The sequence below is a fragment of the Mesorhizobium kowhaii genome (assembly GCF_042431665.1).
Classification (GTDB): domain Bacteria; phylum Pseudomonadota; class Alphaproteobacteria; order Rhizobiales; family Rhizobiaceae; genus Mesorhizobium; species Mesorhizobium kowhaii.
The window spans coordinates 1-15,913 of record NZ_JBHLYT010000028.1 but is presented as its reverse complement, the minus strand read 5'-3'; the positions used below and the strand labels follow the sequence as shown (position 1 = coordinate 15,913).

Annotated in this window: 13 protein-coding genes; 7 read left to right on the top strand and 6 right to left on the bottom strand. The window is 62.5% G+C overall.

The genetic code is table 11. From position 1 onward, the window contains the following. Positions 1 to 12: 12 nt before the first annotated feature. The 4 genes from ACFFNA_RS17265 to ACFFNA_RS17250 all read right to left on the bottom strand — a co-directional run bounded on the left by ACFFNA_RS17265 (position 13) and on the right by ACFFNA_RS17250 (position 5,115). Positions 13 to 1,617: a GMC family oxidoreductase gene (locus ACFFNA_RS17265; RefSeq protein WP_378920145.1), complete on the bottom strand. Its 1,605-nt coding sequence runs from the start codon at positions 1,615 to 1,617 to the stop codon at positions 13 to 15. Beyond that, the gene (locus ACFFNA_RS17260; RefSeq protein ID WP_378920143.1) at positions 1,614 to 2,618 is read right to left on the bottom strand and encodes a flavin reductase; all 1,005 of its coding nucleotides are present in this window, start codon (positions 2,616 to 2,618) and stop codon (positions 1,614 to 1,616) included. The genes ACFFNA_RS17265 and ACFFNA_RS17260 overlap by 4 nt, the downstream gene beginning before the upstream one ends. Before the next feature lie 23 nt (positions 2,619 to 2,641). Further along, positions 2,642 to 4,006: an LLM class flavin-dependent oxidoreductase gene (locus ACFFNA_RS17255; RefSeq protein WP_378920141.1), complete on the bottom strand. Its 1,365-nt coding sequence runs from the start codon at positions 4,004 to 4,006 to the stop codon at positions 2,642 to 2,644. Between the two features lie 218 nt (positions 4,007 to 4,224). After that, positions 4,225 to 5,115, bottom strand: a complete 891-nt coding sequence (locus ACFFNA_RS17250) for a LysR substrate-binding domain-containing protein (protein ID WP_378920139.1) — start codon at positions 5,113 to 5,115, stop codon at positions 4,225 to 4,227. Between the two features lie 257 nt (positions 5,116 to 5,372). On the opposite strand from ACFFNA_RS17250, the gene betC reads away from it, so the two are divergent. From betC to ACFFNA_RS17220, 6 genes are all read left to right on the top strand, one after another. Then, positions 5,373 to 6,917, top strand: coding sequence for a choline-sulfatase (betC, locus tag ACFFNA_RS17245; protein ID WP_378920137.1), 1,545 nt, complete (start codon positions 5,373 to 5,375; stop codon positions 6,915 to 6,917). A gap of 100 nt (positions 6,918 to 7,017) precedes the next feature. After that, the gene (proX, locus tag ACFFNA_RS17240) at positions 7,018 to 8,010 is read left to right on the top strand and encodes a glycine betaine/L-proline ABC transporter substrate-binding protein ProX (protein ID WP_378920135.1); all 993 of its coding nucleotides are present in this window, start codon (positions 7,018 to 7,020) and stop codon (positions 8,008 to 8,010) included. After that, entirely contained in the window at positions 7,976 to 8,929 is a 954-nt protein-coding gene (locus ACFFNA_RS17235) for an SUMF1/EgtB/PvdO family nonheme iron enzyme (RefSeq protein WP_514132018.1), read from the top strand. The genes proX and ACFFNA_RS17235 overlap by 35 nt, the downstream gene beginning before the upstream one ends. Before the next feature lie 68 nt (positions 8,930 to 8,997). After that, positions 8,998 to 10,098 carry a quaternary amine ABC transporter ATP-binding protein gene (locus tag ACFFNA_RS17230; RefSeq protein WP_378920132.1) on the top strand — a complete coding sequence of 367 codons (1,101 nt, stop codon included), beginning with the start codon at positions 8,998 to 9,000 and terminating at the stop codon, positions 10,096 to 10,098. Beyond that, positions 10,064 to 11,056, top strand: coding sequence for an ABC transporter permease (locus tag ACFFNA_RS17225; protein ID WP_378920130.1), 993 nt, complete (start codon positions 10,064 to 10,066; stop codon positions 11,054 to 11,056). Before ACFFNA_RS17230 ends, ACFFNA_RS17225 begins: the two co-directional genes overlap by 35 nt. A gap of 325 nt (positions 11,057 to 11,381) precedes the next feature. Continuing rightward, positions 11,382 to 12,710, top strand: coding sequence for an adenylate/guanylate cyclase domain-containing protein (locus tag ACFFNA_RS17220; protein ID WP_378920128.1), 1,329 nt, complete (start codon positions 11,382 to 11,384; stop codon positions 12,708 to 12,710). A gap of 141 nt (positions 12,711 to 12,851) precedes the next feature. On the opposite strand, the gene ACFFNA_RS17215 is transcribed toward ACFFNA_RS17220, so the two are convergent. Further along, positions 12,852 to 13,883 carry a GlxA family transcriptional regulator gene (locus ACFFNA_RS17215; RefSeq protein ID WP_378920126.1) on the bottom strand — a complete coding sequence of 344 codons (1,032 nt, stop codon included), beginning with the start codon at positions 13,881 to 13,883 and terminating at the stop codon, positions 12,852 to 12,854. Positions 13,884 to 13,969: 86 nt separating this feature from the next. On the opposite strand from ACFFNA_RS17215, the gene ACFFNA_RS17210 reads away from it, so the two are divergent. Then, the gene (locus ACFFNA_RS17210; RefSeq protein WP_378920124.1) at positions 13,970 to 15,376 is read left to right on the top strand and encodes an FAD-binding oxidoreductase; all 1,407 of its coding nucleotides are present in this window, start codon (positions 13,970 to 13,972) and stop codon (positions 15,374 to 15,376) included. 344 nt (positions 15,377 to 15,720) lie between these two features. Here ACFFNA_RS17210 and ACFFNA_RS17205 read toward each other — a convergent pair. Beyond that, the coding region (locus tag ACFFNA_RS17205) for a hypothetical protein (protein WP_378920122.1) at positions 15,721 to 15,913 on the bottom strand (193 nt) is incomplete at its 5' end.

The window sequence follows — 15,913 nt, the reverse complement described above, 5'->3', positions numbered from 1 at the left end:
TTCGATACCTGGTCAGGCCGCAGCGCGAGCGGCTCGTTCTTGAAGGATCAGCTCAGCACCCTTTTCACCGATCGCCATCGAGATGGCGTTGAGATTGCCGCTTGGTATTTGTGGGATGATGGAGGAATCGACGACGCGCAGGCCTTCCACACCGATGACCTTGAGGTCCGGCGCCACTACGGCCGTGGGGTCGATGCCCATTTTGCACGTGCCACACGGATGGTAGCTGCCGCTCGCGTTCTCGCGCATGTAGGCGATCCATTCGTCGTCCGTCTGGACGTCCTTGCCAGGTTTAAGTTCGCCCGTGACGTATGGGGCGAACGCCGTCGAGTTCAGCGCGGCCCGGGCGATCCGGCCGCCCGCCATCAACGTCTCGATGTCGTAGGGATCGCTCAGCAGGTTCAGCTGGATTTTGGGCTGCTCGTAGGGGTCGCCCGAGCGCAGCTCCAGATAACCCCGGCTGCGCGAACTGTTGACATTGGGCTGGAGGTTGATCGCGGCCTCTTTCTGCATCTCGATGCCGTCATGCGTGTAGTTCGCCGAAAAGGCCCCGAAATGGTACTGGATGTCGGGATATTCGAGTTCGGGCCGGGTTCTGACGAGAGCCACGCCCGTATAGGTGTAGGTGGCGTAACCTGAGCGGTCCAGGAGGAACTGGGCGCCGTACTTCAGTTTTCCCAGGAGGTTGAACTCCTGGTTTGCGGTCTTGACGTTGACGTAGGCTTTCACCTGCGTGCTGGCGTGCTCCTGGAGGTTGCGGCCGACGCCGGGGCTGTCGTGCAGCACTTCGATGCCGTGCGCCCTGAGCTGCTCCCGCGGACCGATGCCGGAGAGCATGAGCAGTTTGGGCGAGTTCACCGCGCTCGCTGACAGGACGACCTCGCCGATGCACGTCTCAGTTTGCGTCTTTCCACCGGCATCGAACTCGACGCCCGCAGCGCGACGTCCGTTGAATACGATCCTGCGCACCACCGCGCCGGTTACGATCCTGAGGTTGGGCCGCTTCCTGATTGGGTCCAGGTAGCCTCTGGCTGCGCTGAATCGGGTTCCCATGTGCTGGGTGACATGGATAATGGCCGCGCCGTCGGTGGGTTCGGCGTTGTAGGCGGGATTGTGCGGATAGCCCAGTTCCTTCATAGCCTCGACGAAGACGTGGGCGAGCTTGGGAGGCTTGCGGACGGCGCTGACGACGACCGGACCGTTCTTGCCGTAGATGTCGCTCACACCGTCCCTGTTGCCCTCGACCTTCTTGAAGTAGGGCAGGATTTCGTCATAGGACCAGCCCCGGTTGCCGAGTTGCGCCCAATGGTCGTAATCGCCTCGGTTGCCACGGACATAGAACATCGCGTTGATCGAACTGGAGCCGCCGAGCCCCTTGCCACGGGGCATCATGTCGCGACGGTTGTTCCGCGTCGGGTCCGGCTCGGTCATGAATTTCCAGTTGGTGCGCTCGTCGGCCATCGCCTTGAACGCCAACGCCGGCATGATGATATTCAATCTCTTGTCGCTGCCGCCGGCCTCCAGCAAAAGCACTTTTGTCGACGGGTCGGCACTTAGCCTGTTGGCGAGCACACATCCCGCCGACCCGGCACCTATGACAATGTAGTCCCAGTTCATGATTTCGTCGTTCGGTTCTGGGCAATCAGCTTCGAGAGCGTTCGCAGCGTGGCGCGAAGGTCGCCCTCCGGTATGCCCGCCAGCTGATCTTTCTGGAAATCCTGCCAGCGTTTCCGGATCGACTCGCGTCGCTGCCGTCCGGCGTCGGTGAGGATCAACGGGCCGTCCCCCGCGCTGACGAGCATCCCGCGCTCGACGAGCGTGGCCAAGGCGTCTTCGGTGTCGCGCTGGCCGAGATATGTGGCCCGCGCCACCTGATCCGTCTTCAGGCCCGGCATGTCGTAGACGCAGGCGATCACCCTGGCCACTGAGATATCGAGACCTTCGGCATGACGGTGCTCATCGAAGGTGGACGAGAGGAGATGGTGTGCTTCGAATATCTGAGGAATGATCGTTCCGTCGGAAGACGTCTCGGGCTTGAGGCCGCCGACCTCGGGCGCTGGCGAAACCTCCGGATGAGAATAGGCGACGCTGTACTGGCCCTGGGCGAAAAGCAGCGGCTCGCCCTCGAAGCGGCTGGCGCGGCGCACGAGACCGATCAGGATCGTGTGGTCGCCGCCTTCTACCTGCGAATAGGTTTCGCACTCGAAATGCGCCAGGCAGCCGTCGAGCAAGGGGGAACCGTGCTCGCCGAGCGACCATGCGGTATCGGCGAACTTGTCTTCAACTTTGCTCGAGAAATGTCTGGACACATTCATCTGCGTCGAGGCGAGAATGTTTACGGCGAAGCGTCCACCGTTCTTGAACAGCGGATGGCTGCGTGAGGCGTGGCTTATCGACCAAAGCACCAGTGGTGGGTCAAGCGACACCGAGGCGAAGGAGTTGACGGTGACGGCGGCTCGCTGACCCTGCGTCTCCGTGGTGATGATCGCGATGCCCGTTCCGTACAGGCCGAGGCATCTGCGGAAGAGACGGCCATCGGTCGCCGGATCGCCTGCCTCGATTGGACGGCGGGCAATGTCCTCGTTGGAGAATCCGTCCAGGGCGGCGTCGGTCTGCATATACGATCCTCGTTCAATCGAGCTTAGCTGGCGAGAAGTTTTTCCGAGGGAGCCTTTGCCACCTCGTAGCGGCTGGCCGGAATCGGAAGACCGAGATTCTCACGGAGCGTGCGACCCTCGTATTCCTCGCGGAAACGGCCACGCTTGCGCAGCTCCGGCAGCACAAGTTCGACGAAGTCGTCGATGCCATGCGGTAGCAGGGAGGGTGTGATGTTGAACCCGTCGGCGGCACTTTGTTCGAACCAGGATTCCATCTCGTCGACGACGTCGGCGGCGGTTCCCACGATGGTCTTGTGCTCCTGGGCCATGCCAATCTTCTTGTAGAGCTGACGGATGGTCAGGCCCTGCTTCTGGGCGAGGTCGTAGTACATCTGGGCGCTGCTCTTGAGACCGACCTTGTCGAAGTCCGGCATCGGCACCGGGCCATCCAGCGGCAGATGCGAAAGATCGCCAAAGGAGCGGTAAAGCATCGAAAGGCCGACGACCGGATCGATGAGCGACTCGAGCTCCTCGTATTTCTCCTGCGCTTCCGCGCGGGTGCGACCGACGATGGGTGTCAGGCCGAGCATCATGAGCAGGTCGCTCTTCTTTCGACCGAAGTTCTCCAACCTGTCTTTGACTGAGGAATAGTAGTCCTGGGCGGATTTGAGGTCATTCTTGGCCATGAAGACCATGTCGCAGTATTCGGCTGCGATCTGCTGACCGGCCTCCGATACGCCGGCCTGCACCAGGATCGGCCGACCCTGCGGAGAATGCCGGACACTCAGAGGCCCGCGGACGGAGAAATGCTTGCCGACATGGTTGAGGACATGCATTTTTTCTTCGTCGTAGAAAACGCCGGATTCCTTGTCGAGGACAAACGCGTCTTCGTCCCAGCTGTCCCAAAGACCGGTGACCACCTCGACGAACTCGTGAGCGCGCTCGTAGCGTGTATCGTATTCGAGCTGCTTGCTCATCGAGAAATTCCAGGCCTCCTGATCCGACCAGGAGGTCACGACGTTCCAGGCGGCGCGGCCGCCGCTGATCTGGTCGAGCGAGCCGTATTTGCGCGCGATGTGATAGGGTTCGTTGTAGGTCGTCGAGGCCGTCGCCACCAGGCCGATGTTGCGGGTCAGCGGAGCCAGCGCCGAGAGCAGCGTCAGCGGCTCCAGTTCCACGTTGTGGCGCGACCGGGCCATCGATCCCTTCGGCTTGTCGTCCAGACGGACGCCGATGCCGTCCGCCAGGAACACCATGTCGAACTTGCCGCGTTCGGCAGTCTGCACGACGTCGAGGAACGACTGGAAGAGAGAACTGCCGTCCGCGGGCACGTCCGGATGACGCCATGAGCCGACATGGTAGCCCATGTAGCGCATGGAGAGCCCCAGCTTCATCTGCTTTTTGCTCATCAAGGAAACCCTCCGTTGGCACGTGTGGCGGCGACGATCTGATGGATCGTACGGCCGACCGGACATGCTCTTGTTGAGGGCAACGTCCGACTTTGGCCGGATATTGTAAACGCCGAAAAAACTGCCGTTGTTGTTAAGTCAAGCTTACGTCAGGTGGTGGGTGGCGGTCTTGAAGACTGTAGGAATGCAGTTTTCACAGCGCCAGCCTTCAGAATATCTCAAGCGGATATGAACTCCCGCTCGACCCATGCGCACCAGGCGTTCGCAAACGGCTTCTCAGGCGAGCAATTGATCAGGAAGTAGCAGTCGCGTTCGTACGGCGCGATGCCTTCGATCCGGAGCAGCGTGCCGTCGGCGAGAAACCGGTCGACCAGAGGCCGCCCGGCGAGGGCGACCCCTTGCCCCTCGAGGGCCGCCTGAAACATGTTGAGATAAGTGTTGAACGCGATCCCGTTTTCGTCCTGCAAGGGCAGGCCAAGACGCTGGAACCAGAAGGGCCAGCTCGCCTCGCGCCGGTACGATCCCTTGAGGAAGAGCAGCCGCTCCTTTGTCAGGTCGAGGATGGAGCGCATCTCGGTCCGTCGTGGGTAGCGCGGACTGTAGACCGGAAAGATCGTCTCGCGGGTCAGCATCCTGGCGTCGCCGACCGTCGGTGTCGTCGGCGTGTAGCGGATGGCTACGTCGATCTCCTCGGCGGCAAGATCGAGATAGCTGTCCGACACGACGAGATTGATCTCGACGTCTGGATGCAGCGTATTGAAGCCCACCATCCGCGGCATAAGCCAGTAGGTCGCGAACGCGGCAGTTGCCGTGATCGAAAGCCGCGGCCGGGCGTTCATGCGCCGCGTCTGGTTGAGCGCGTTGCCAATGCTGCCGAGCGCCGGCGCCACCTCGTCCAACAGCGCGCGTCCGGCCGCCGTCAAGCTGACGCTGCGGTGGTTGCGGTGGAAAAGTTTCTGGCCAAGACGGGCTTCGAGCTCGGCCATCTGCCGGCTCACTGCGACGCGGCTGAGCCGCAATTCGTCCGCAGCGCGCGAGAACCCGCCAACCCGAGCGGCTAGCTCGAACGTAGCCAGGTTGCGCAAGAGATATGCATCGTTAGGGTTCATTCGCGTATCGTGCAGGTTAACACAAGCGTCCGCAATGGACCACTTGAAGCCCTGCCGACCGGCCCATAGCCTGAAATCTCAAAAGCACTTTTCCGGTGAGCGGCTGAACGTCTTGTTGCAAAGCGGCACGACGGGAATGCTTCCCAAGAGACCGCGCAAGCCTTCCTGAACGCAAGTTCGCGTGAAGCGACCCGAGGGGGCGAAGACACGATCGCGTGCGAAGACCGATTCATTGCTGACGGCAGAAAGACCAATAGATGTCGCAAAAGCCTAACATCCTATTCCTGCAGGTCGATCAGCTCGCGGCGGCCTATCTCCGTACCTACGGCAACGCGATCTGCAAGGCGGACAACATCGAAGCGCTCGCCGCGGGCGGTGTCGTGTTCGAGCGCGCCTACTGCAACTTCCCGCTCTGCGCCCCTTCGCGCTTCTCGATGGCGACGGGCCAGCTCTGCTCGGCAACCGGCACCTACGACAACGCCGCCGAGATGCCCGCCACTATCCCGACATACGCGCACTATTTGCGCACGGTGGGCTACCAGACTGCGCTATCCGGAAAAATGCACTTCATTGGACCGGACCAGTTCCACGGCTTCGAAAAGCGGCTCACCGCCGACATCTATCCCGCCGACTATGCCTGGGTGCCGAACTGGGGCCGGGAGGACAACCCGGACGTCAACGATCCGCGGACGCTGCTGACCTCCGGTGTCTGCGAGCGCAACGTCCAGATCGACTACGACGAGGAAGTGACCTTCAAAGCGGTCCAGCACCTCTACGACATCGCCAGATCCAATGACGAGCGCCCGTTTTTCCTCCAGGTCTCCTACACCCACCCGCACGAGCCCTTTCTGTGCAGAAAGGAATTCTGGGACTACTACGAGGGCGTCGACATCCCGCTGCCTAGGGTGCCAAGGCTCGGCGAGACGGAGGCCGATCCGCACTCGCTGCGCCTGATGCGCGATTTCGGCATCCTCGACTACGACTTCGACGAGGCGGAGATCCGCCGGGCGATCCGTGCGTATTATGGCTCGATCAGCTACGTCGACCAGCTCATCGGCAGGGTGCTCGCAACACTCAGGGCCACCGGTCTCGATAAGAACACGGCCGTCGTCTTCACGTCAGATCACGGCGAGATGCTCGGCGAGCGCGGCATGTGGTTCAAGAAAAGCTTCTATGAGCCGTCGTCTCGGATCCCGCTTGTCATCAATGCGCCGTGGATAGGGCCGTCGCGGGTGGACGAGCTCGTCTCCCTCGTCGATCTGCTGCCGACCTTCATGGGACTTGCGACCGGGGGAGGCTGGGATGGCGCGATCGAGGAACTGGAAGGCATCGACCTGACCACGCTGCTGGCCACGCAAATGCCGCCCCCCAGGACGGTGTATTGCGAATATCTGGCGGAGGCTATCACCGCGCCAATCTTCATGATCCGGCGCGGTGAGTACAAGTTCATCTCGTCCTCGACCGACCCCGTGCTGCTCTTCGACGTGGAGGCCGACCCTGACGAGCGCGATAACCTCGCTTTGCTGCCGCAGTATGCCAGCCTCGTCGCGGAATTCGAGACCGAGGTCCGCGCCAAATGGAACGAGGCCGAGCTGACCGAGCGCATCCTGCTTAGCCAGCGGCGGCGGCGACTGATCCGACAGGCGATGCAGAACGGGCAGCCCACGCGCTGGAACCACGATGAGGCCCCAGGCGAGCAGGTCCGGTGGTACCGCAGCGGCGGCTACAATGAGTGGGCGCTGTCCTTGCTGTCGGCGGAGGAAGGAGCCAAGGGTCCTCCGCCGCCGGTGCGGCACCGTTAAGCTGAACTTAACATAGCTGGAAGTTTTTGCGTTCTTCACAGGCGATTCCGTGGACGCTAGCGTAACACCGGGTTCCACCCTCAAATGAATGGAGCAGACTATGCGCCTGATCACGAAACTTGTTTGTGCCGCGGGTCTGCCTTTTTTGCTGGTAGGCGGCGTGGCGCATGCGCAGATGCCTGGGGAAGGCAAGACAGTACAGCCGATCCGCCCTGCAGGGATCCAGGGGAACATCTTTCCACACGACGTGATCGCGATCGGGCTCGAGATGCTCGGCTACAAGGTAAAGCCCGCCCTCGAGGCCGACTATCCGCCGCTGCACCTTGCCATTGCTCAAGGCGATGCGGACTACATGGCGACCGAGTGGATCCCCACGCATGACGCCTTCTACCAGCAGGCCGGCGGCGACGACACGATGGAACGCGTCGGCAAGTATATCACCGGGGCTGGCCAGGGATACTTCATCGACAAGGTGACGGCTGACAAATACGGCATCAACAATCTCGGCCAGCTCGCCGATCCCAAGATCGCAAAGCTGTTCGACAGCAATGGCGACGGCAAGGCGGACCTGACCGGCTGCAATCCCGGCTGGGGCTGCGAGCGGGTGATTGAGCACCAGCTCGACGCCTTCAAGCTGCGCGACACCGTCACCCACAACCAGGGCAGCTACTTTGCGCTGATCGCCGACATGATCACCCGCTACCAGGCAAGCCAGCCGATCCTGTTCTACACCTGGACGCCGCAGTGGGTCGGCGCGGTACTGCGGCCCGGCAAGGAGGTCACGCAACTCGACGTGCCGTTTTCCGCCATGCCCGACGGCAAAGACACCAAGCAGGCCGACGGCCGCAACCCGGGGTTCGGAGTGGACACGATCGTCTTCCTCGCCAACAAGAAATTTTTGGCCGAGAACCCTGCCGCCAAGCGCCTGTTCGAACTCGTTCATATGCCGATCGAAGACATGAACGCTGTGATCCTGCGACAGCACAATGGCGAAAACAGCGAGGAGCAGATCATGCAGCAAGCGCATGAGTGGGTGGATGCGCACAAGGATCAGTTCGATGCCTGGGTCAAGGAAGCCGCAGCGGCAAAGTGACGAAACAGCCCGCGCGATGAGCTGCTGCACCGGCCTCCCCACGCGCATGGCTGAGCGACACGAATCTGCTGCGGCGCCGGCGTATCGCACAGCGCGTCGACGCCCCGACCGTGCCGTGCCGATCGCGGCAGCCGAGACATGGGCCGGCACCGATCGTCCCGTCATCCGCAGGGACGGCGAAAGCCCCCAGCGTCCGGCCATGCTGGCCGCCTATGCCGTCGACCCTTTCGCCGTGACGAACGACTGGTTCGCGCAATTCGTCGACGAGACCGGCCACGTAACGGAGGCGGAGCGGTACGGCTCATCGTTCGTGTTCGCGGCATTCCTGCCGGATGCCGGCTCCGGCCTGGCCGCCGTACCCGGGGCGCCGTGGTGGAAAGAGGTCGCCGGCGCGGCGTGGAACAGGCCGTTCGGTTCGGCAAGCGATCTGTCGGGTCTCGGCAATCATCCGGTCACCCATGCCGGCTGGGCGGACGCCGCGGCCTTCGCCGCGTGGGCCGGGGGACGCCTGCCGACCGAGGCGGAGTGGGAGCATGCCGCCCGCGGCGGCCTTGTCGACCCGCGCTTCCCATGGGGCGACCGTGAGCCGGACGACCAGAACTTCCTGCCTTGCAACATCTGGCAGGGCGTTTTTCCGCAGATGGACACGGGGGCCGACGGTTGGCAGGGCACTTGCGTCGTCGACGCATTCGCGCCGAACGGGCTCGGCCTGTTCAATCTGGCGGGCAACGTCTGGGAGTGGTGCGCCGACGCGGCGGTCGCGCCCGGCGCCGGCCGCCATCCCGCGAAGATCGCAAAGGGTGGCTCGTACCTTTGCCACGAATCCTACTGCTACCGATACCGCATCGCGGCGCGTAGCATCGTGACGCCGGACACGACCACCGGGCACGTTGGCCTGCGCGTCGTCTTCGACCTGTGATGCCGCCCGCGCTTCTGGTCGCTCCGAACAATCCGGGCCCCTGCGCCCGTCCCTTGTAAGAGGTGAAAATGGACTGGCACATCGAATGCACAGGCGTCTGGAAGGTCTTTGGCCGCGACCCGGCCGGAGCGCTGGGCGCCATTCGCGGCGGCGCTCTCGACAAGGCTCATGCGCGCAAGACGCTGAACCACGTCGTCGGCGTCGCCGATGCATCGCTGCAGATCCCCCGTGGTGAGATCTTTTGCATCATGGGCCTGTCCGGCAGCGGCAAGTCGACGCTGCTGCGGCACATCAACCGCCTCATCGAGCCGACGGCCGGGACGATTCGCGTCGCCGGCGCCGATGTCGGCGCAATGGACCGTCGCGCGCTCAGCCGCCTGCGGTCGCAGACCATCGGCATGGTGTTCCAGCACATGGCGCTATGGCCGCACCGCACGCTTGAGGACAATGTCGCCTATGGCCTTGAGGTCCGCGGCGTGGCGAAGGCCGAACGTCGCCGCCTCGCGTCCGAAGCGCTCGCAATGATGAAGCTCGACGGCTGGGAGGGGCACTACCCCGACGAACTCTCCGGCGGCATGCAGCAGCGCGTCGGTCTTGCCAGGGCGCTGGCCGCGGATCCGGAGATCCTCTTGATGGACGAGCCGTTCAGCGCGCTCGACCCGATCATCCGCCGCGAGCTGCAGAACCACTTCCTGGATTTGTCCGCCCGCTTGAACAAGACGACGGTCTTCGTCACCCACGATCTCGACGAGGCGGTACGGCTCGGCGACCGCATCGCAATCATGCGCGACGGTCACATCGTCCAGATCGGCACGCGTGAGGAGATCATTCTGCACCCCGCCAACGACTACGTCGCCGAATTCGTGCGGCCAATGTCGCGCAGCCGCTTCGTCAAGGCCGAGGACGTGATGGTGCCGCCGGCCGACGCCAAGCGGCGACCCAACCATAGGGTCGTCCATGACGCTGACCTGGGCACGATTGCAGCGAAGCTTGTAGCCGTGCGCGAGCCGATCGGCGTCGAGCGGAACGGTGCGATCGTCGGCATCATCGACAGCTACGCCCTGATCAACGCCATCACCGCCGCCGAGCCGCCGACGACGCCCGAACCGCATTCTCCGACCGAAGGACGCTCAGATGCACGATATCCTGACCTGGAACCCGTTCGCTAATCCCGTCCTGCCGGTTGGCGACTGGGTTGCCGACTTCGTCCGCTGGCTGGTCACCAACTATCGCTTCGTATTCCAGGCGATGAAAGCGCCGATCGACACCGTCCTGTCCGGCGTCGAGTACGGGCTGCGCTCCTGCCCGCCGATGATCTTCATCGCGCTTGTCTTCCTGTTCGCCTGGCAAGTGGCGCGCCTCAGGGTCGCGATCTTCGTCGCCGTCGCCTTCATCCTGATCGGGCTGATCGGCGCCTGGCCGGAGGCGATGACGACGCTTGCGATCATCATCACTTCGGTCGTCGTCTGCTGTGTGGTCGGCATCCCCGTCGGCATCCTGATCGCTCAGAACGACCTTCTGCAGGACATTCTCCGGCCAGTGCTCGACTTCCTGCAGACGATCCCGTCGTTCGTCTACCTCGTGCCTATCGTCATGCTGTTCGGGATCGGCAACGTCGCCGGCGTCGTGGTAACGATCATCTACGCCGTGTCACCGCTGATCCGCCTGACCAATCTTGGCATACGGCAGGTTCGGCACGATCTCGTCGAGGCGTCGAATGCTTTCGGCGCCTCCCGCTGGCAGAGTCTCGTCAAGGTCCAGTTGCCGCTGGCGCGACCCACTATCATGGCAGGGATCAGCCAGACGATCATGCTGTCCCTGTCAATGAGTGTCATTGCCTCGATGATTTCGGTGACCGGCCTTGGCCAGATGGTGCTTCGCGGCATCGGAAGGCTTGACATTGCTTTGGCAACCACTGGCGGGTTGGGAATCGTGCTGATCGCCATGGTTGTCGATCGCATCTCGAACGGTTTCGGCCAATCAAGCAGGGACAGGTTACACAAATCCTGGATAGAGGCTGGGCCGATCGGCGCCATACGTCGGCTCTTCGCGCACACACGGGCGCTCTATGCCCCAGTTCGCGTGGCGAAGAAAGTTGAGCAGCCCCAAGGAGGACAGTCGATGTAGGAATCCGGGGTTTTGAATGCCCGCCAGCGGACGGGCACAGTGCCCCGTCGAGGCAATATCAACCCACCACGCTGAATGGCTGCTGCGTGCCTGGAGCGGTCATCTGAACCCGTATCTCCTAATGACTAAATTGGGGCCGGGAACAGTATGTCCGCTTGTGATCAGGGAAGAACGATAGCGGACCTTTCAGCCTCCAAGGTCCGATGCCGTGACTTCACCCCGAAGCCGACATTCCCCTCATTGCCAAAGTTCGGTATCTTGGGCTGCGAGCTTCGCATCTGTCTCGGTAGCGTGTCGCAGTTACCCAATCGATTGTCAGGCGATCATGCAAAGACCCGAGACGCGCTATGCACGATGCGGTGACATTTCCATTGCCTATCAGGTGGTCGGTGATGGCCCAACGGATCTGCTCTACGCTCAAGGCTGGCTCAGCAACATCGAGTACGCCTGGGAAAGCCCCGAATACGCTCGATTTCTCAGCGGGCTCAGCCGCTTTTCCCGTCTGATCTTTTTCGACAAACGCGGTACGGGGATGTCCGACCGGAACGTCAGCTTTCCGACGCTCGAACAAAGAACCGAGGACATAAACGCCGTGCTCGATGCAGTAGGATCGGAGCAAGCGGCGCTCTTCGGAGTTTCCGAGGGCGGAAACATGACGTCGCTCTTTGCCGCCACTTATCCCGAAAGGGTGAGCGCGCTGGTCCTGTTCGGTTCCTGTGCCCGAACCAAATGGGCGCCCGACTATCCCTGGGGACGGACCGAGGCAGAAATCGAGCGCTATGTTAAATCGCTCCTGGACAACTGGGGCCGGCCATTCGATCTCGAAGTCGCCGCGCCAAGCGTGGCGGGCGATTCTGATGTTCAAAACTGGTTTGCCGCATACCTGCGATTTGCAGCCAGCCCTCGCGCGGCTGAATTGATTACTCGGCTGGGCTACGAGATCGACATCCGCGAAATCCTCTCCGCGATACAGGTGCCGACCCTTGTTCTCCATCGCGCTGGCGACCGCTGGCATGGAGTGGATGAGGCGCACTATCTCGCCGAACACATTCCCGGCAGCGAGTTTCGCCTTTTGCCCGGCGATGACCACATCCCCTGGTACGGCGATCAGGACGAGCTGATCGGGCAAGTGGAGGAGTTCCTAACGGGTACACGGATGACCGCCAAGCCCGGACGGGCACTGATGACGCTGCTGATGACGGATATCGTTGATTCGACCAAAACCCTAAGTGAAGTGGGGGATAACCGATGGCGGACGATCCTCGAACATCTGGAGGTCAATGTAAGTCGACACGTTGCGGCTCTCGGTGGACAAAAGATCAAGCATACTGGCGACGGCTATCTCCTCACATTTGCAGGACCTACCCCCGCAATTGAATGTGCCAGGGCACTGGCGCGAGACGCGAAAGCTTTTGGGCTGAAGTTGCGGACCGGTATCCACATTGGAGAGTGCGAACGCCGCGGCGATGACCTGAGCGGCCTGGCAGTTCACCTGACGGCGCGCATCATGGCCGAATCGGAGCCAGGCTCAATCCTGGCGTCCAGAACAGTGAAGGATCTGACGGTCGGCTCTGGGTTGAACTTCACCTTCGTCGGGCGCCGGGAGATGAAGGGCATCCCCGAGGGCTGGGAGCTTTATGCATTGGCAGGCTAAAGCCAACGTCCACTTCTGGCGCAAAGCCGCCTGTGAAGTGTGTACTAGCGATGTCCGCTTTTGGTGAATGGACGGGACCGCAGGAATGACTGCCATTGGGCGCAGAGCGGAATATGGGCATCGCGCCGCGACGGTTGAGATTCAATCGCGGCTCAGCGCTCGCCGGAGAGCACTGAAACGAATGCGATATTGCTGCGGCGTCAGTCCGATTTTGCGCCGGAACAGGCGCCCGAAAAAACTCGCATCCTCATAGCCCACTTCATTGGCCACCGCCTCGACCTGCAGGTCGCCCGTCTCGAGCAGTTCCTTGGCCGCTTCGAGCCTGAGCGCGTGGATGTAGTCGATTGCCTTCATTTCCGTCGCCTTGGCGAAGCGGCGCACGAAGGAGCGCTCGGACAGGCCTGATAGCTTGGTCATGGCGGCGACGGGCGAGGGCGTCCGGTAGTTGAGCTCCGCCCATTTCTGGCAGCGGTTGATCACCGCGTCGTCGGTCTGGCGAAAGCGCATCAGCGCGGCGAAGGGCTGCTGGCCCATGTCGTGCCACTGCAGCATGTAGACCTTGGCGACCTCCATCGCCTCCTTGAGGCCGACGAAGCGCGCGATGAGATAGAGGGCGAGATCCTGCCAGCTCGAGCCGCCCCCGGCCATGACGATGCGCTGGGCCTCGCCGCTCAGCACCAGCGACTGGCCCGGCTTCACCTTCACGCCGGGATAGTTGTTAGCGAGCGTCGCGACATAGCCCCAATGGATTGTGGCCTCGCGATTTTCCAGCAACCCCGCTTCGCCGAGCAGGACCGCGCCGGAACAGGCGCTGGCCAACATGGCGCCGTCCGCATGCGCCTGCCGCAGCCAGCGGGCCTCGGCATCATACTGCCCGGCGACGCTTTCGCCCGGATTGACGAAGAAATCGGGGATGCAGACGATGTCGGGTCGCGGGCAGTCGGAAAGCGCGTGGTCGGGGCGTACCCAGACGCCGTTTGCGGCGCGAAACGCGCTACCGTCCCCAGCAACCACATAGGGCCGCATGCGCGGCGTGCCCGCCGCACCGCTGGTGATGAACAGGAAATCCCTGCCTGGCGAGGAAAACAGGTCGAACATGCCGTAGATCGTGGAGGCGGTAGCCTCCGGAACGGCAAGGATCGCCACATTCAATGGGCCGGTCTGTTCAACCATGGCAGAAATGACCGCCTTCCAGCATTTTCGACTTTAGTGGCCATGCCCGCGCTGCGCTAGCGTGTGTGAAACGAGGAGACCGCCATATGGCCGCCACCGCTACCCTTGCACCATCGAGCATCGTAAGCTTCCGTTCAACGATGCGCGGCGAGGTGCTGGAGCCGTCGAGCCCATCCTATGACACGACGCGGATCGTCTGGAACGGCATGATCGACCGCCGTCCCGCTCTCATCGCGCGCTGCCGGAGTTCTGCCGAGGTCGAGGCGTCGGTGAATTTCGCGCGCGAAGAGCGGCTGGCGATCGCGATCCGCTCGGGAGGCCACAATGTTGCGGGCTACGCCGTCTGCGACGGCGGCCTGATGATCGACATGTCGCTGATGAATGGCGTGCGGGTCGCGCCCGGCCTCGATCGTGCCTTCGTTGAGGGCGGCGCTATTTGGGCCGATGTCGATGCGGCCACCACCCCGCTTGGCCGCGCCACGCCGGGCGGCCTGATCTCGGCGACTGGCGTTGCCGGCCTGACACTCTCAGGAGGCATCGGCTGGCTGCGCGGCAGCCACGGCCTCAGCGTCGACAATCTGCTGGCCGCCGATCTGGTGACCGCCGATGGACGCCTCATCCATGTCGATGCGACGCAGAACCCGGATCTCTTCTGGGCGTTGCGCGGCGGCGGCGGCAATTTCGGCGTGGTGACGAGCTTCGAGTTCAAGCTGCACCCGATGGAACCGGAGCTGATGTTCTGCGGTCCTGCCTATCCGGAAGAGCGCGCCAACGAGATCATTCCGCTTTGGCGCGACTTCATGCAAACCGCCCCCGACCGCCTGAGCGGGCTGGCCGAGTTCTCCACCATTCCGGAGGATCCCTCCGTTCCCGAACACGCCTGGGGCCGCCGCGTCCTGGCGCTTGCGCATGTCTATGACGGACCGGCGGACGAGGGCGAGCGCGTCGTGGCTCCGCTGCGCAGCTTTGGCGAACCGCTCGTCGATTTCAGCGGTCGCATGCCGTATCGCACCATCCAGTCGCTCTATGACGGCCTGTTCCCGAAAGGCCGCGACCGCTGCTACTGGAAATCCACCTACCTCTCGCGCCTCGATGACGAGGTCATCGGGGAGATCACCGCGCGGATGGCGAAGCGGCCCTCCGAAATGACCTTCGCCTCGATCTGGAAGTTCGGCGGTTTCGTCCAGCGCGTTGCAGCCGATGCGACCGCCTTCGGCGACCGCTCCATGCCCTTCATGCTCAGCCTTGACGCCATCTGGCCAGGCGCTGACGATGACGATGCGAACATCGGCTGGGTTCGCAGCTTCTGGCAGGACATGCAGCGCTACTCGACCGGCCGCCTCTACCTGAACTTCCCAGGCCATGGCGAAGGAGCGGATCTCGTGCGCGACGCCTTCGGAGCCGAGATCTACGCGCGGCTCGCCAAGATCAAGCACAGATACGATCCGGACAATCTGTTCCGCCTCAACCAGAACATCCTGCCAATGCACTGACGCACAATCCAAATCGGGCATACGGTTGCGACTCTCGTCTCGGCCGTGGTGGCTTTGATCGCGCTGAGTCGCGAGCGACGCCCAGTGTGGTCGCCGCGATGTCCGCTTTCAATCAGTGGCAAATCTGTCCGCAACGGCCGACATTGGCGCAAAGCAGTCATTGCGGAGTGGCCTGATCAAGCGATGGTGTGGCCGATCTCTGGCCTCTTTACTTCGTCTGGCCCAGGAAGTGCGCAAGAGCCGACTTCCTGGAATCCCGATCGTGCGCATAAGCGGTGTGGGTGAACGCTAAACCATCCAGCATGCCCTGAATGTAGCCAGCGATATTCTGACGCAATACGGCGTCAAATCTGGCGGCATTCAATGGTTCGCACTCTCGCTTCCGTCTTTGAGCTTGCGCTCCTGCCCCTGGGACGAAACTGTATCACCCGCCCGGATGGTGCCTCGCCACGCATCAGCGCAGCGATGTGGTCGCCCACTCCATTCGCCGCATCGATCAGCAAGCTATCCACGCGTTTCAGAATATAGCCGCCGGTC

Coding starts and splice junctions, on each gene's coding strand:
- ACFFNA_RS17265 (WP_378920145.1), bottom strand. CDS start 1,617: ATGAACTGGGACTACATTGTCATAGGTGCCGGGTCGGCGGGATGTGTG.
- ACFFNA_RS17260 (WP_378920143.1), bottom strand. CDS start 2,618: ATGCAGACCGACGCCGCCCTGGACGGATTCTCCAACGAGGACATTGCC.
- ACFFNA_RS17255 (WP_378920141.1), bottom strand. CDS start 4,006: ATGAGCAAAAAGCAGATGAAGCTGGGGCTCTCCATGCGCTACATGGGC.
- ACFFNA_RS17250 (WP_378920139.1), bottom strand. CDS start 5,115: ATGAACCCTAACGATGCATATCTCTTGCGCAACCTGGCTACGTTCGAG.
- betC (WP_378920137.1), top strand. CDS start 5,373: ATGTCGCAAAAGCCTAACATCCTATTCCTGCAGGTCGATCAGCTCGCG.
- proX (WP_378920135.1), top strand. CDS start 7,018: ATGCGCCTGATCACGAAACTTGTTTGTGCCGCGGGTCTGCCTTTTTTG.
- ACFFNA_RS17235 (WP_514132018.1), top strand. CDS start 7,976: ATGCCTGGGTCAAGGAAGCCGCAGCGGCAAAGTGACGAAACAGCCCGC.
- ACFFNA_RS17230 (WP_378920132.1), top strand. CDS start 8,998: ATGGACTGGCACATCGAATGCACAGGCGTCTGGAAGGTCTTTGGCCGC.
- ACFFNA_RS17225 (WP_378920130.1), top strand. CDS start 10,064: ATGCACGATATCCTGACCTGGAACCCGTTCGCTAATCCCGTCCTGCCG.
- ACFFNA_RS17220 (WP_378920128.1), top strand. CDS start 11,382: ATGCAAAGACCCGAGACGCGCTATGCACGATGCGGTGACATTTCCATT.
- ACFFNA_RS17215 (WP_378920126.1), bottom strand. CDS start 13,883: ATGGTTGAACAGACCGGCCCATTGAATGTGGCGATCCTTGCCGTTCCG.
- ACFFNA_RS17210 (WP_378920124.1), top strand. CDS start 13,970: ATGGCCGCCACCGCTACCCTTGCACCATCGAGCATCGTAAGCTTCCGT.